Source organism: Streptomyces sp. NPDC052040 (assembly GCF_044548405.1).
Lineage (GTDB): Bacteria > Actinomycetota > Actinomycetes > Streptomycetales > Streptomycetaceae > Streptomyces.
On the sequence record NZ_JBIUBV010000004.1, the window covers coordinates 348,626 to 362,542 of the forward strand.

The 13,917-nt window shown below is 73.2% G+C and carries 14 protein-coding genes; 9 read left to right on the top strand and 5 right to left on the bottom strand.

Annotated elements, in window-relative coordinates; genetic code table 11:
• Positions 1-114 precede the first annotated feature (114 nt).
• From hmgA to ACIHAA_RS12355, 3 genes are read left to right on the top strand one after another with little or no spacing between them, the layout of a single operon-like run.
• On the top strand, positions 115-1,479 hold the full coding sequence (gene hmgA, locus ACIHAA_RS12345) for a homogentisate 1,2-dioxygenase (protein ID WP_399815978.1): 1,365 nt from the start codon (positions 115-117) through the stop codon (positions 1,477-1,479).
• Positions 1,476-2,225 (top strand): GntR family transcriptional regulator, encoded by a 750-nt coding sequence (locus tag ACIHAA_RS12350; RefSeq protein ID WP_399815980.1) that lies wholly within the window; start codon positions 1,476-1,478, stop codon positions 2,223-2,225. The genes hmgA and ACIHAA_RS12350 overlap by 4 nt, the downstream gene beginning before the upstream one ends.
• 12 nt (positions 2,226-2,237) lie before the next feature.
• Complete coding sequence (locus ACIHAA_RS12355; protein WP_399815982.1) at positions 2,238-3,407, top strand: type ISP restriction/modification enzyme; 1,170 nt, start codon at positions 2,238-2,240, stop codon at positions 3,405-3,407.
• 91 nt (positions 3,408-3,498) lie between these two features.
• On the opposite strand, the gene ACIHAA_RS12360 is transcribed toward ACIHAA_RS12355, so the two are convergent.
• Positions 3,499-4,221, bottom strand: a complete 723-nt coding sequence (locus ACIHAA_RS12360) for a TetR/AcrR family transcriptional regulator (RefSeq protein WP_399815984.1) — start codon at positions 4,219-4,221, stop codon at positions 3,499-3,501.
• Between the two features lie 63 nt (positions 4,222-4,284).
• Here ACIHAA_RS12360 and ACIHAA_RS12365 point away from each other — a divergent pair, with 63 nt between their 5' ends.
• From ACIHAA_RS12365 to ACIHAA_RS12375, 3 genes are read left to right on the top strand one after another with little or no spacing between them, the layout of a single operon-like run.
• Positions 4,285-5,229, top strand: coding sequence for an ATP-binding cassette domain-containing protein (locus ACIHAA_RS12365; RefSeq protein WP_399815986.1), 945 nt, complete (start codon positions 4,285-4,287; stop codon positions 5,227-5,229).
• A complete protein-coding gene (locus ACIHAA_RS12370; RefSeq protein WP_399815988.1) occupies positions 5,226-6,005 on the top strand; it encodes an ABC transporter permease in 780 nt (259 codons plus the stop codon). The genes ACIHAA_RS12365 and ACIHAA_RS12370 overlap by 4 nt, the downstream gene beginning before the upstream one ends.
• Before the next feature lie 44 nt (positions 6,006-6,049).
• On the top strand, positions 6,050-7,246 hold the full coding sequence (locus ACIHAA_RS12375) for a CaiB/BaiF CoA transferase family protein (RefSeq protein WP_399815990.1): 1,197 nt from the start codon (positions 6,050-6,052) through the stop codon (positions 7,244-7,246).
• Between the two features lie 53 nt (positions 7,247-7,299).
• Here ACIHAA_RS12375 and ACIHAA_RS12380 read toward each other — a convergent pair whose 3' ends face one another.
• The 3 genes from ACIHAA_RS12380 to ACIHAA_RS12390 form a co-directional block, all read right to left on the bottom strand.
• Entirely contained in the window at positions 7,300-7,569 is a 270-nt protein-coding gene (locus ACIHAA_RS12380) for a hypothetical protein (RefSeq protein WP_399815992.1), read from the bottom strand.
• 115 nt (positions 7,570-7,684) lie between these two features.
• Entirely contained in the window at positions 7,685-8,524 is an 840-nt protein-coding gene (locus ACIHAA_RS12385; protein ID WP_399815994.1) for an anti-sigma factor domain-containing protein, read from the bottom strand.
• Complete coding sequence (locus tag ACIHAA_RS12390) at positions 8,521-9,117, bottom strand: sigma-70 family RNA polymerase sigma factor (RefSeq protein ID WP_399815996.1); 597 nt, start codon at positions 9,115-9,117, stop codon at positions 8,521-8,523. The genes ACIHAA_RS12385 and ACIHAA_RS12390 overlap by 4 nt, the downstream gene beginning before the upstream one ends.
• Positions 9,118-9,354: 237 nt before the next feature.
• Here ACIHAA_RS12390 and ACIHAA_RS12395 point away from each other — a divergent pair, with 237 nt between their 5' ends.
• Positions 9,355-10,986 carry a serine/threonine-protein kinase gene (locus tag ACIHAA_RS12395; RefSeq protein ID WP_399815998.1) on the top strand — a complete coding sequence of 544 codons (1,632 nt, stop codon included), beginning with the start codon at positions 9,355-9,357 and terminating at the stop codon, positions 10,984-10,986.
• Between the two features lie 3 nt (positions 10,987-10,989).
• Here ACIHAA_RS12395 and ACIHAA_RS12400 read toward each other — a convergent pair whose 3' ends face one another.
• Entirely contained in the window at positions 10,990-11,793 is an 804-nt protein-coding gene (locus ACIHAA_RS12400; RefSeq protein WP_399815999.1) for an SGNH/GDSL hydrolase family protein, read from the bottom strand.
• A 359-nt stretch (positions 11,794-12,152) separates the two neighbouring features.
• On the opposite strand from ACIHAA_RS12400, the gene ACIHAA_RS12405 reads away from it, so the two are divergent.
• Positions 12,153-12,575, top strand: coding sequence for a hypothetical protein (locus ACIHAA_RS12405; RefSeq protein WP_399816001.1), 423 nt, complete (start codon positions 12,153-12,155; stop codon positions 12,573-12,575).
• A gap of 4 nt (positions 12,576-12,579) precedes the next feature.
• Positions 12,580-13,674 (top strand): GNAT family N-acetyltransferase, encoded by a 1,095-nt coding sequence (locus ACIHAA_RS12410; RefSeq protein ID WP_399816002.1) that lies wholly within the window; start codon positions 12,580-12,582, stop codon positions 13,672-13,674.
• The last annotated feature ends 243 nt before the right edge of the window (positions 13,675-13,917 follow it).

Sequence of the window (13,917 nt, forward strand, 5' to 3'; positions counted from 1 at the left end):
CGGGGAGACCGCGCACCCGCTCCCTGCTCCCCCTCGCGCACCGCGCCCCCCTCTTGCGCACCCGCCTCCCTAATCCTACGGTGATGCATAGGAATCAGTGACGAGGGAGCGGCGATGAGCGGGGACGCGAGGAAGATCGCGGAGGGGCTGTCCTATCTCTCCGGTTTCGGCAACGAGCACAGCTCGGAGGCGGTGCCCGGCGCACTGCCCGAGGGCCGCAACTCCCCGCAGCGCGCCCCCCTCGGGCTCTATGCGGAGCAGCTGAGCGGTACGGCGTTCACCGAGCCGAGGGCGCACAACCGCCGCTCGTGGCTGTACCGGGTGCGGCCCTCCGCCGCCCACCCGTCGTTCACCCGCGCCGACAACGGCGCCCTGCGCTCGGCGCCCTTCACCGAGACCGTGCCCGACCCCAACCGGCTGCGCTGGAGCCCACTGCCCGAGCCCGCGGCGGGCACGGACTTCCTCGCCGGTCTGTGGACCCTCGGCGGCAACGGCGACGCCACCCAGCGCACCGGCATGGCCGTCCACCTCTACCACGCCAACGCCTCCATGGAGCGGGTCTTCAGCGACGCCGACGGCGAACTGCTGATCGTGCCGGAGCGCGGCGGGCTGCTGCTGCACACGGAGTTCGGCATGCTGCGGGTGGAGCCCGCCGAGGTGGCCCTGATCCCGCGCGGTGTCCGCTTCCGGGTGGAGCTGCTCGACGACGGCGACGGGCGGGCGCCGGGCGCCCGCGGCTATGTGTGCGAGAACTACGGCGCCCCCTTCCGGCTGCCCGACCTCGGCCCGATCGGCGCCAACGGCCTGGCCAACGCACGCGACTTCCGGGCGCCGGTCGCCGCGTACGAGGACGTCGAGGGCCCGGTCGAGGTGGTCAACAAGTTCTGCGGCAACCTCTGGACGGCCGTCTACGACCACTCGCCGCTCGATGTGGTCGCCTGGCACGGCAACCATGTGCCCTACGTCTACGACCTCCGCCGCTTCAATGTGATCGGCACCATCAGCTACGACCACCCCGACCCCTCGATCTTCACGGTGCTGACCTCGCCGAGCGACACCCCCGGTCTGGCGGGCGTCGACTTCGTGGTCTTCGCGCCGCGCTGGCTGGTGGGCGAGAACACCTTCCGGCCGCCGTACTTCCACCGGAATGTGATGAGCGAGTACATGGGGCTGGTGGAGGGCGCCTACGACGCCAAGGCGGAGGGCTTCGTACCGGGCGGCGGCTCGCTGCACAACATGATGTCGGCGCACGGACCCGACCGGGAGACCTTCGAGAAGGCGAGCGCGGCCGAGCTGCGGCCGCACAAGGTCGACGACGGTCTGGCCTTCATGTTCGAGACCCGCTGGCCGCTGACCCTCACCCCGCACGCGGCCCACGCCGAGCACCTCCAGCAGGGGTACGACGACGTCTGGCAGGGCATGGAGCGCCACTACCGCCCGGAGCACCGGCCCTCGCCGAACGGTGCGGACGGCGCGTGACCTCCTTCGCCCCCGACTCGGTCGTCCTGAACCGCAAACTGCCGCTCTGGTACCAGGTGTCGCAGTCGCTGCGCGCCTCGATACTCGGGCGCTCGCCCCAGGACCCGCTGCGGCTGCCCACCGAGGAGCAGCTGGCCGGGCACTACGGGGTGAGCGTGCTGACCATGCGGCAGGCGCTGAAGGAGCTGGAGGACGAGGGGCTGATCAGCCGCCACCGCAGACGCGGCACCTTCATCGAGCCCAGCGCCCGCCGGGGCACACCCGTGCGGCTGCTGGGCTCGGTGGACGCGATCGTGGCGCAGCAGTCCGGGATGCGGACCGAACTGCTGGACCGGGGCACGGGACCGGTGCCGGCCGGGCTGGCCGAGCACTTCCCGGATCTCACCGAGGTGGCGACCTACCACCGGCTGCGCGGCGACGAGAAGACCGGCGAGCCGACCAACCATGCGCGCAACTACGTCCGTCCGGAGCTGGCGCGGCGCATCGACCCCGAGGACCTGGTGCGCTGGCCGATGACCAAGGTGCTGCGGGACGTGGTTGGCGCGGACATCGGCCGCATCACGGACACGGTCGAGGCGCGTCTCGCGGACCCGGAGACGGCCCGGCTGCTGAACGTCCCGCTGCTCAGCCCGATCCTGCACTACACGGGCGTCACCTACGACGGCTGCGGGCGGGTGCTGGACGTGGCGGTGATCCACTACCGGGGGGACCGCTTCTCCTTCACGGTGACCCTTGAGGCCACCTGAGGCCGTCGTACGATGCCGGGCGTGACGCTCGACGACGCTCCGCTGCTCGCGGACCTCATGCCGTGGTCCGTCGCACCGCTGCGGCCGGGCCGCGCCTGGCCGCTGGCACCCGACGCGGCCTGCCTCACGGCGCGGTGGGACGCCCTGCTGACGGCCGAAGGACCCGACCGGGAGGCGCTGTTCGAGCCGACGCGCTCCCGTACCCTGCACTCCGCGGTCGCCCAACTGCCGGGCCGGAGAGGCGGCACCGAGAAGCTGGTCCGTGCCGTCGGCCCCTGCCCGGAGCCGGTCCGTGTGCTCGCGGGCCCCTTCGACGAGCAGTGGCTGATCCCCGACCACCGGCTCCTCGACACGGCCCGCCCCGAGCTGTGGCGGGTCGCGGACGGGCACCAGGTGTTCGCGGTGGAGACGGCGGCGGAGCCGGGCGGGCCGGCCCTGCTCGCGACCTCCCTGCCGCCGCTGCTGCGCACCGGGCGCGTCCGCCCGCTGTACCGCCGCCCGGGCGGCAGCGAACCGAACCTGGCGCCCGGCCTGCTGGAGCAGCTGACCGCACGGCTGGGCCTGAGGCCCTCCCCGCCGGACGTGCTCGCCTGGATCACGGCGGCGGCGCGGCCAGGCCCGGCCGGACTCGCCGTTCCCCTCACCGGGAGCCCCGAGCACTGGTCCCACGGGGTGGAACTGGGCCGCCGGGCGCTGTGGCTGATGCGCCGCGACGGGGAGCGCCCCAAGCTGCCGGGCGGCCGTCGCCCCTACGTCCGCTCCCCGCTGCCCTCCCGCCCCCTGACCCTGCGCTACGACCCCGCCGAGGAGACCCTCCATCTCGACGAGGGCCGTATCTCGCCGGTCCCTGCCGGGGCCTGGGAGTTCGAGGCGGGCGGGGTCCGGGTGCTGGAGCAGTGGTTCGCGGCCCGGATCGCGCCGGGGCAGCCCGGCACCCTGACGGCGATCCGCCCCGCGGGGTGGCCCCAGGCATGGACCTCGGAGCTGCTGGAGCTGATCACAGTGCTGGCCCTCCTCGCTGAACATCGGCCGCGGTATGGGGAGTTGGAACCCGCCGAGCCGCTCACCGCGGAAGAGCTGCGCACGGCGGGCGTACTGCCGGTCCCGGCGGCGGCCCGCCGCCCGGCCTCCGTGCTCGACCACCACGAGGAGGGCCCCGAGGGGCAGTTCGCACTCCTCTGAAGCCCGGCTCCCGGCTCGGCTCCCGACCTCGCTCCCAGCCTGACTCCGGGCCCGACTCCCGGCCCGCCCCCCGGACCCGCTCCCGACCCGGCTACACGCCCGGGCTCTTGGGTTCGAAGGCGTCGAGCACGCGTTCCACGATCCGTTGGAACACCGCGTCCAGGTCCACGGGCCCGGCGGCCTCCGTCAGGGCCGCCGCCAGCCGCGGATAGGACCCGGTCGCGAGCTGCCCGCCGAGATAGGCCATCCGCGCCTGCTGCTCCTGCTCCGCGGACCAGGGCAGGGTGCGGGCGCGCTCCGCGGTGGCCAGTTCGTTGGAGACGGCCGTCGTCACCACGCCGTTGACCATGGCGATGAGTTCCAGCTTCGCGCCCGCGGACGCCGTCAGCGGCTCCAGGCAGGACAGGCAGTGTTCGAGATAGCGCAGCGCCGTGGGGCTGAAGCCGTAGTGGCCGGAGATCATGCGCGGCAGCCAGGGGTGACGGTGCATGAGGTCCCGGGTCTGGTGGGCCATGCGCAGCATGTCCGCACGCCAGTCCCCCACGGGCTCCCACAGCTCGTGCTCACCGCCCACGACGTCCATCATCAGCTCGTACAGGTCCTCCTTGCGGGGGACGTAGTTGTACAGCGACATGGTGCCGCAGCCCAGCTCGGCCGCCACGCGCCGCATGGAGACGGCGTCCAGCCCCTCGGCGTCCGCGATGCGCACCGCGGCGGCCGCGATGTCGGCGCGGGTGTACGCGGGCCTGGGGCCGCGGCCCGTGCGCTCGGGGCGCGCCCAGATCACATGGGGTCCGGCCGCTCGGCCCGTCATCCGTCATCACCTCGCCCACCATCGTAGTTACGTACACCGTACGTAGTGCGCTATGGTCGGCTCATGGCAACTACGTACGCTGTACTTAGTGAAGGTCTGGAGAAGCGATTCGGCGATGCGCACGCCCTGCGGGGCCTGGATCTCGCGGTCGCCCGGGGAACCGTCTGCGCGGTGCTCGGCCCGAACGGGGCGGGCAAGACCACGACCCTGCGGGTGCTGACCACCCTGCTGCGCCCGGACGCGGGGTCGGCACGGGTGGCGGGCCACGACCTGCTGCGGGAGCCCGCGGCGGTGCGCCGCAGGATCGGGGTGACCGGGCAGGAGACCTCGGTCGACGGGGATCTCACCGGGCGGCAGAACCTGCGGCTGTTCGCCCGGCTGCACCGGGTGCGGGACGCGGCGGCGCGGGCCGACGCACTGCTGGAGCGCTTCGGCCTGGCCGAGGCCGCCGACCGGGCCGCGGCCGCGTACTCCGGCGGGATGCGGCGGCGGCTGGACCTCGCGGCCGGTCTGGTGCGCAGGCCCGAGGTGCTCTTCCTGGACGAGCCCACCACGGGCCTCGACCCGGTCGGCCGGGGCCTGATCCAGGACGCGGTGCGCGACCTCACCGCCGAGGGCACCACCGTCGTACTGACCACGCAGTACCTGGAGGAGGCCGACCAGCTCGCGGACACGGTCGTCCTGGTGGAGCGCGGACGGGCGGCGCACACCGGCTCGCCCTCCGAACTCAAGGCGCTCATCGGGGCGTACGCGGAGGTCGTCGTCGCCGAGGCGGACGCCCTGCTGCGGGCGGCGGGCGTGCTGGACCGGCTGACCGGCGCCGAGCCCTCGCTCGACCACGGCCGCAACGCCGTCGGCGCGCTCACCCGGGACCCCACCCTCACCCTGCCGCGCCTGGTGCGCGAACTCGACACGGCGGGGGTGCCGTTGCTTGACGCGAGCATCCGGCCGCCGACCCTGGACGACGTCTTCCTCCGCCTGACGGGCAGTACGGAGCGTGTGGCATGAGCGCCCTGGCGTACGACGGCACCGCGATGCTGGGCCGGCATCTGCGGCGGATCCGCAACAACCCGGGCCTGGTGGTCCTCACCCAGACCATGCCCCTCACCATGCTGCTGTTCTTCGGCTATGTCTTCGGCAGCGCGGTCGCGATGCCCGGGCAGCAGTACCGCTCCTTTCTGCTGCCGGGGCTGCTGGCGGCCACGGCCGCGGGCGGGCTGACCACCGGGATGCTCCAGACCGCCCAGGACATCCACCGGGGGGTGACCGACCGGCTGCGCACCCTGCCGGTGAGCCGGGCCGCGGTGCCCCTCGGACAGGCGCTGGCGGACCTCCTCGTCTCCGCCGCGGGAACCGTCCCGCTGCTGCTGGCCGGGACGGCGATGGGCTGGCGGATCGAAGGGTCCTGGGCCCGGGCGGCGGGCGCGCTCGGTCTGCTGCTGCTGTTCCGGTTCGCCTGCACCTGGGCCGGCATGTTCCTCGGGATGCTGCCCCGCACCGAGGAGGCCGCCGGACAGCTGGCCAGCACGACCTTTGTGCTGCCGCTGCTGTCCACGGCGTACATCCCGGCCGAGGGCATGCCGGGCTGGCTGCGCACCCTCGTGGAGTGGAACCCGATCAGCGCGGTCACCACGGCCCTGCGACACCTCTTCGGGGACACCCCCGTCCCCCCGAACGCGGCCTGGCCGGTGGCGCATCCGGTCACCGGGGCGCTGCTCTGGTGCGCGGTGCTGATCGCGGTGTTCGCGCCCTCCGCCGTGCACCGGTACGCACGGACCCGGTGACGGACTGCTGACAAGGCGGCACCCGGCGGGTCATGATCGCGCCCATGGACCGCCTCCCGCTGCCCCTTGAGGGACTCACCGTCGTCGCCGTCGAACAGGCCGTCTCGGCCCCCTTCGCCACCCGCCAGCTCGCCGATCTCGGCGCCCGGGTGATCAAGGTCGAGCGGGTCGACGGCGGCGACTTCGCCCGTGCCTACGACACCGCCGCCCGCGGCCTGGCCTCGCACTTCGTGTGGTGCAACCGGGGCAAGGAGTCGATCGCCCTGGACCTCAAGGACCCCCGGGGGCTGGAGGTCCTACGGCGGCTGATCGCGGACGCGGACGTCTTCGTGCAGAACCTGGCCCGGGGCGCCGCCGCCCGGCTCGGCCTGGACGCCGCCACCCTGTGCGCCGCGCATCCGCGGCTGGTGGCCGTGGATATCTCGGGCTACGGGGCATCCGGACCGTATGCGGACAAACGGGCATACGACATGCTGGTGCAGTGCGAGGCGGGACTGGTCTCGGTGACCGGGACGCCCGGACAGCCCGTCAAGGCGGGCATTCCGGCGGCCGACATCGCGGCGGCCATGTACGCGTTCTCGGGGGTGCTGGCGGCGCTCGTCCGGCGGGGCACGACCGGACGGGGCGGCCCGGTGGAGATCTCCATGCTGGAGGCGCTGGCGGAGTGGATGGGGCATCCGTTGCACCACACGATGCACGAGGGCACGCCACCGGCGCGGACCGGGCTGGCGCACGCCGTCATCGCCCCCTATGACGCCTATCCGACGGCGGACGGCGGCCGGGTGCTGCTGTCGGTGCAGAACGACCGGGAGTGGCGGCGGCTGGCCGAGGAGGTGCTCGGGCAGCCGGAGCTGGGCGACGACCCCTCGTACGCCACGAACGCGGCCAGGGTGGCCCACCGGGAGGGCACGGACTCACTCGTGGGCAAGGCGCTGGGTGCGCTGGAGGCCGAGGAGGCGATGGCCCGGCTGGAGCGGGCGGGTATCGCCTGCGCGCGGCTGCGGGACCTCCGGGAGCTGGCCGGGCATCCGCAGTTGGCGGCGCGGGAGCGCTGGCGGGAGGTGGGCAGCGAGGTGGGGACACTCAGGGCGCTGCTGCCGCCGATCACGCTGCCGGGCGGGGACGAGGCGCGGATGGGGGACGTGCCCGCACTCGGGGAGCACACCGGGGCGCTGCTGCGCGCCGTGGGGATGACGGACGAAGAGATCGCAGCGTTGCGCCGGGACGGTGTGGCGGCCTGAGTACGGGCCCTGGGGCGCCCGCGTCGCGGACGCCATGAGGAACGCCGGAGCGCTCAGTGCCCGCCGAACAGCGAACGGCGCAGTCGGCGCAGCGGCGCAAAGAGCGACACCTTGCTGACGCGCGTCACCCGTACGCTGCGCTGGTGCGCGGCGCCACGTGCGGTCAGCTCGCGCATCAGCAACGTCGCCTCCGCCGTCTCGCGCTGCGGCACGGCAGGGCCGCCCAGCACCGAGAGATGGCGGTCGAGGCGCGCACTGGTCGCACTGCTCCCGCAAGTGATCGCAGGGACCCTCGCCCTGCTGCGCACTGTTATCTGTTCCATGTCACTCCCCACCCGTACGAGTCCACCCGGCCCGGGCAGGCTAACCCTATCGTTCCCTCGCGGCACGCGTGTATTACGGGGACAGGATTCACCTTCTCCACAAGGGCGTTGACGACTACTCTCCGAATCCGACGGATTGCAGGGCGAGTTGAACAACTGGCAGGCCTGTGGGGCGAGCTGAGCCCCCGTCGGGTTCTACGGTCACGGCGAGTGACGAGGACGCGGGACCCAGGCCGCTCGCGACGACAGGCGCGTCACCGTGGAACAGCCCGAGGGAGCGCGGTGGCGCACCGGGGCGCATCAGCCAGAGCTGGTGCACACGCCCGCGCGGTGGTGCGTCGAGTCCGCTGAGGGTGACGACGGCGCGCCCCTCGGATGCGGAGGCGATTACTCCGATTCCTTGGCCCCCGGCTTCCCTACCGTGGGCCGCGCGCGCGTCCGGAGCGGCCAGAACGTGGGCGATCTCACGTGCCCGGTCGCGCTCGGCGTCGAGTCCGGCCTGCGTCCGCGCCGACTGCACGGCGAAGAGCGCGGCGACGACCATGGCCGCCGCGGCCGTCGCGGTGGCGAGCGGCCCGAAGAGCGGACGCAGCCGGGGCGCACGGGCCCGCGCGGGCGGTGGTGCGGCCCCCCAGACATGCGGCGGCAGATGCGACGCCCGGCCCCGGTGCGCGCCGTCCGCGGCCGCGTGCTCGGCGTGCGCGTGGTCCTGCGGGGTGGTGCGCACGGCGGCGAGCACCCTCTCGCGCAGGGCGGGCGGTGCGGGCGCGGCCGTGGAACAGGCCAGGCGCACGGCGTCCTCGGACAGCGCCCGCGCCTCGATGGCGCAGGGCCCGCAGCCTCCGAGGTGCCGCTCGAAGCGGATGCGTTCGGCGGGCTCCAGGGCGTCGAGGACATAGGGGGCCACCAGGGAGTGCGGGTCCGCGCGGCGCACCAGGCGGTCGAGGATGCTCATGCGGTCCCTCCCAGGCAGTCGCGCAGCCGGGCGAGACCGTCGCGCATCCGGGTCTTGACGGTGCCGAGCGGCAGCGAGAGCCGCTCGGCGACCTCCCGGTAGGTGTAGCCGTCGTAGTAGGCGAGCGTCACCGACTGGCGCTGGAGGGCGGTCAGGCGGTCCAGGCAGCGGCGCACCCACTCCCGCTCCAGACCGGCCTCCACCTCCTCGGCGACCTGGTCGAAGGCGGGGTGGTGGGCGCGCCGGGCCTCGCGCCGCTCGCGCTCCCCCGCGGCGCGGGCACTGCGCACCCGGTCCACGGCGCGGCGGTGGGCGAGGGTGAGGACCCAGGCGAGGGCGCTGCCCCGCCCGGGGTCGAACCGCGGTGCGGAGCGCCACAGTTCGAGCAGCACCTCCTGGGTCACCTCCTCCGCCTGCGCCGGGTCGCGCACGACCCTGCGCACCAGGCCGAACACCGGCCCGGACACCAGCGCGTACAGCTCCTCGAAGGCCTGCTGGTCACCTCCGGCCACCAGGACCAGAAGTCTGTCCGCCTCCACCTGTTCCGCCCCCTCCCCGCCGACGCGCACGGCCCGCGCGGCTGCCCGTGGCACGTGCTGTGCCCACCGTCCGGAAGGGATACGGATCGGCGGGGCGAAAACGCGGGCCGGGCGGCCGCGGAAAAAGTTCCGCGCGCCACCGATCCGCCCCGGCGGGCGCTCCGAATACCGGTGCGTCCGGGGCAGCGGGGTGGGCCCGTTCCCCGGAGCGCCGCGGCGGCCCCGGGCCCAAGGGGGCCGCAGTTGCGCTCAGTTGGGCTACTTTTGGGGAGAAATCACGCGGTGTGGCAGATGTCGCCCGGATGCGAAGGGGGACCGCCCGTGTCCGAAGAACCAGGCCGTGAACGTGTGATCGCGGGCCGCTACCGGCTGCTGTCCCCGCTCGGCGCGGGCGGGATGGGAACGGTGTGGCGGGCCCGTGACGAGGTGCTGCGGCGCGAGGTCGCGGTGAAGGAGGTGCGCGCCCCCGCGGGACTCTCGCCCGCCGAGCTGGAGCGCCTGTACGCCCGGCTGGAGCGGGAGGCCTGGGCGGCGGCCCGGGTGGCGGACCGCGGCGTGGTGACGGTCTACGACGTGGCCCACCAGGACGGCCGCCCCTGGATCGTCATGGAACTGGTCCGCGGCATCGCCCTGTCGGACCTGCTGGACGCGCAGGGCCCGCTCCCCCCGCGGCGGGCCGCGGCCATCGGCGCCGACGTCCTCTCCGCGCTGCGCGCCGCGCATGCGGCCGGGGTGCTGCACCGCGATGTGAAGCCGGCCAATGTGCTGCTGGCCGACGACGGCCGGGTGGTGCTCACCGATTTCGGTATCGCCACGGTGGAGGGCAGTTCGGCGCTGACCATGACCGGCGAGGTCATCGGCTCCCCCGAGTTCCTGGCCCCGGAGCGGGCGCTCGGGCGCACCCCCGGCCCGGAGTCGGACCTGTGGTCGCTGGGTGTGCTGCTGTACGCGGCAGTCGAGGGCCACTCCCCCTTCCGCCGCAACACACCGCTGAACACCCTGCGGGCGGCCGTGGACGAGGAGTTGCCGCCGCCGCGGCGGGCCGGTCCGCTGGCCCCGGTGATCGAGGGGCTGCTGCGCAAGGACCCGGCCGAGCGCATCCCGGCCCCTGTCGCGGAACAGGAGCTGCGGATCATCGGCACGGGCGGCCCGCGTACGGGCGGCGCCGCCGCCACCGCGCCGACGGTCGCGGCCTTCCCGGGCGGCTCCCCGGCTCCCGCGCCGACGGTGCCCGCGCCCGAGGGGGCGACCCGGCCGGTGCACCCCGACGGGCCCGGTCCGCCGACCCGGGGCCGGGGTGCCGCCGTGGCCGTGGTGGCGGGTGTGGCCGCGCTCGCGCTGGCGCTCGCGGGGGTGACGTACGGGCTGGTGCACCACGGCAACGACGGCGGCGGTGGGAGCCCCCGGGCGAGCGGCGGTGCGAGAACGCCCGGCGGGAGCGCGGACGGCCCGGCCCCGGGCGGCTCCGGGCCGAGCACGGGAGCGGGTCCGGTGTCCCCGGGCGCGCCCACGGCAGGCGGGGGCGGTTCCACGGCGGACCGGTCCGCCCAGAGCGTGCGGGTCACCGTCACCGGGGCGCGTACCGACTACTCGGGCCCCTGTCCCCCGTCACGGGGCGAAGCGCCCGTGTTCACGGCGACGTTCACGGTGGGCCGCCTCCCGGCGGAGGTCTCCTACCGCTGGGTCACCACCTCGGGACGGGTGTCGGACCCCGGCTGGCGGACGCTGTCCTTTCCGGCGGGGGGCGGCCGGACCGGGCAGCAGCGGGTGGTCGTCACGACGTACGACCCGGGTGGTTCCCTGCGCAGTGCGATCGGGGTGGAGGTGCGTTCCCCGGTGCGGACCGCCTCCGGGACCGTGCCGTTCTCGGTGAGCTGTGAGACGGAGACCCCGACGGGCGGGGCCTCCCCCTCGGATTCCTGAGCGTCAGGCCGCGCCGTTCATGACCGGCAGGAAGCCGCCGGACTGGCCGGCCGCCGTCGGGTGGTAGGACTCGCCGATGTCCAGCCATTCGACGCTGTGCAGCCAGGCGTTGCTGGAGCAGATCTCGTGGCCGGTGAAGGTGGTGCGCACATCACCGAAGGTGAAGCCGTGGTCGGCGGCGCGCTTGGCGATCGCGGCGTCGATGTAGTCGGCCGCGCCGTTGATCGCGGACCGCTTGGTGTCGGACAGCCCGACGCAGCTGGTGCCGAGCTTGTAGAAGCGGGGGTAGCCGAGGACGACCACATGGGCCGAGGGTGCCTTGGACCTGATCGCCGAGTACACGGCGTCCAGTCGGCCGGGCAGGGTCGAGTCGACATAGGCCTTCGCGGTCGCGATCCGCGAGAGGCAGGAGCTGTCGGACTGGAGCACACAGGTCATCATGACGTCGGAGAAGCCCGCGTCGTTGCCGCCGATGGTGACGGAGACCAGTGAAGTGGCGGAGTTGAGGGTGCCGAGCTGGTTGCTGAGGACGTCGGCCGTGGTGGCGCCCGAGCAGGCCAGGAAGCTGAAGGAGGAGGGTGCGTGGGCCGCCTGCCACAGATAGGGGTAGGCGTTGGTGCTGCGGTCGCAGTCGCCGCTGGAGCTGATGTAGCTTCCGGCGCCGACACCGGAGGCATAGGAGTCACCGAGGGCCACATAGCCGCCGGTCGCGAGGGGTGACGCCTGCGCCGCGGCCGCCCCGGTGAGGGCGAGACCGACGGCCAGGAGGAGCGAAGTCACATATGCCGCAATTCGGGAACGTCTCATGGAACCTCCCTTAAGCAGGATCTCTGCGGCAACTGTGGTACCAGCTACACGGGTTGACTGGAAGTGTCCATGCCAAAACTGTTTCCGTATTCATCCAGCCCGACCCGGACGTTCACCCCTGCCCCGCCCGTACGCAAGCCCGCGACCGCACACGCCCCCGCGGCCCCGACGGACCGCCACCCATGCACCCCAGTTCGATGCTCGAACGGCCAATCCGCCCCGCACACCCGGCCATTGCCGAACACATGTTTAGGGAACACCCCGAACATGTGGGTCCCGCCTCGGCGTCTTGACGACCCCCTCCCCGCTGCGCCACATTGAAGCCCGGGCATCCGGCGCTTCGGGGGGCAAAGTCGCCCATGCAGACCTTGAGTATCAAGCCACCGTCACCGGACAACGACGGGGAGCCGGAACAGGATCCGGGGAGGGGCCTGTTCCCGCTGCTCGCGGGCGCGGCGATGGCCGTCGCGGGTGTCGGCGCGGTCCTCGCATCGTTCGACTCGGGCTCACCGCTGCGCGCTCCGTGCGCGCTGTTCTTCCTGCTCGCCGCACCGGCCATGGCCATCGGTGCCGCGCTGCCGGGGCTGCGGCCCTGGCCCCGCACGGTGGTGTCCCTGGCGGGCGCGGTCGCGATCGACCTGCTGGTCGCCCAGGGCATGCTGGCGGTGCACCGCTGGTCGGTCACCGGCGGGATCCTCTCGGTGGCCGCGATCAGTTCCCTCCTTCTCCTGCTGGTACGGGTACGGCGGCCGCGCGGCCGTACGGCGAGAAGACGGGCCTGACGACGTGGACTTAAGGGTGTACCGCCCCGGCGAACTGAGCGCGGCCGACCGGGCGGCATGGACGGCCTTCCAGTCGAAGGCCCATCTGAACGGCTCGCCCGGGCTGGCGAACCCCTTCCTGTCACCGGAATTCGCCCTCGCCGTGGGCCGCAGCAGACACGGCGTACGGATCGCGGCCGTCTACGAGGACGGCGAACCGGCCGCGTTCTTCCCGTTCCAGAGAACCGCCGGCGGCATCGGCCGGGCCGTCGGGCTCGGCGTCTCGGACTGCCAGGGCCTGGTGCACCGGCCCGGCTTCACCTGGGACGCCCGGGAACTGCTCCGGGCCTGCGGGCTCTTCGTCTGGGAGTTCGACCATCTGGTGGAAGGCCAGCAGCCGTTCGAGGCGGGAGCCTCCGGCACCTTCCCGTCCCCGGTCATGGACATCGACCAGGGCTACGAGGCCTATCTGGGCGGCCTGCGCGAGCGGTCGCCGAAGTTCACCCGCACCACCCTCGCCAAGGAGCGCAAGCTCGGCCGGGACACGGGCCGGGTGCGCTACGTCCACGACGAGCGCGACCCCGCGGCCCTGACGACACTGATGGCCTGGAAGTCCGCGCAGTACCGCAGGACCGGGCGCAGCGACCGCTTCGCGCACCCCTGGATCAGCGGCCTGGTGCAGCAGCTCTTCCACACCCGCTCCGAGCCGTTCGCCGGAACCCTATCGGTGCTCTACGCCGACGACCGGCCGGTGGCCGCGCACTTCGGACTGCGCACCGAGCGGGTGCTCGCCTGCTGGTTCCCGGCGTACGACCCGGAGTTCGCGAAGTACTCGCCCGGGCTGGTGCTGCATCTGCGGATGGCCGAGGCGGCGGCGGCCGACGGGATCGCCTATCTGGATCTCGGGCGGGGCCAGAAGGAATACAAGGACTCCCTGAAGACACGGGAACTGTCCGTGTCCGAAGGGTGGGTGACCCGGCGTCACCCGATTGCATTCGGACACCGGGCGCGCCGCGCCCCGGTCCGGGCACTGCGCAATGCGGTGCTGTCACGGCCGGAACTCTTCGAACCGGCCGACCGGATCCTGAAACGGATAGGGAAAATTCGTTCGAAGGGTTGACTGACAACCGTACCGGCGAAAACGAGGAACACCACCCTGGTCTTGCCATAAAGTCGCACGCGTCAATACCGTCAACCATCAATCCGCATCGGTTCATCATCAAGCGGTCCAGGGGAGGGCTCAGGTGCCGCGATGGTGTCCGGCGCGGAGCGCGGTAGGGGGGTGCCGTGCTCGGCGACCACAGTCGTACGAGCCGTGCCGCGCGACCGGCTGCCGTTTTTCCGGCAGACGGCCTGCTTTTCA

Excerpts from the sequence above, each read along its gene's own strand:
- ACIHAA_RS12360 (WP_399815984.1), bottom strand. The coding sequence starts at position 4,221 with ATGACGGGCCGAGCGGCCGGACCCCATGTGATCTGGGCGCGCCCCGAG.
- ACIHAA_RS12380 (WP_399815992.1), bottom strand. The coding sequence starts at position 7,569 with ATGGAACAGATAACAGTGCGCAGCAGGGCGAGGGTCCCTGCGATCACT.
- hmgA (WP_399815978.1), top strand. The coding sequence starts at position 115 with ATGAGCGGGGACGCGAGGAAGATCGCGGAGGGGCTGTCCTATCTCTCC.
- ACIHAA_RS12385 (WP_399815994.1), bottom strand. The coding sequence starts at position 8,524 with ATGAGCATCCTCGACCGCCTGGTGCGCCGCGCGGACCCGCACTCCCTG.
- ACIHAA_RS12395 (WP_399815998.1), top strand. The coding sequence starts at position 9,355 with ATGTCGCCCGGATGCGAAGGGGGACCGCCCGTGTCCGAAGAACCAGGC.
- ACIHAA_RS12375 (WP_399815990.1), top strand. The coding sequence starts at position 6,050 with ATGGACCGCCTCCCGCTGCCCCTTGAGGGACTCACCGTCGTCGCCGTC.
- ACIHAA_RS12355 (WP_399815982.1), top strand. The coding sequence starts at position 2,238 with ATGCCGGGCGTGACGCTCGACGACGCTCCGCTGCTCGCGGACCTCATG.
- ACIHAA_RS12365 (WP_399815986.1), top strand. The coding sequence starts at position 4,285 with ATGGCAACTACGTACGCTGTACTTAGTGAAGGTCTGGAGAAGCGATTC.
- ACIHAA_RS12370 (WP_399815988.1), top strand. The coding sequence starts at position 5,226 with ATGAGCGCCCTGGCGTACGACGGCACCGCGATGCTGGGCCGGCATCTG.
- ACIHAA_RS12400 (WP_399815999.1), bottom strand. The coding sequence starts at position 11,793 with ATGAGACGTTCCCGAATTGCGGCATATGTGACTTCGCTCCTCCTGGCC.
- ACIHAA_RS12405 (WP_399816001.1), top strand. The coding sequence starts at position 12,153 with ATGCAGACCTTGAGTATCAAGCCACCGTCACCGGACAACGACGGGGAG.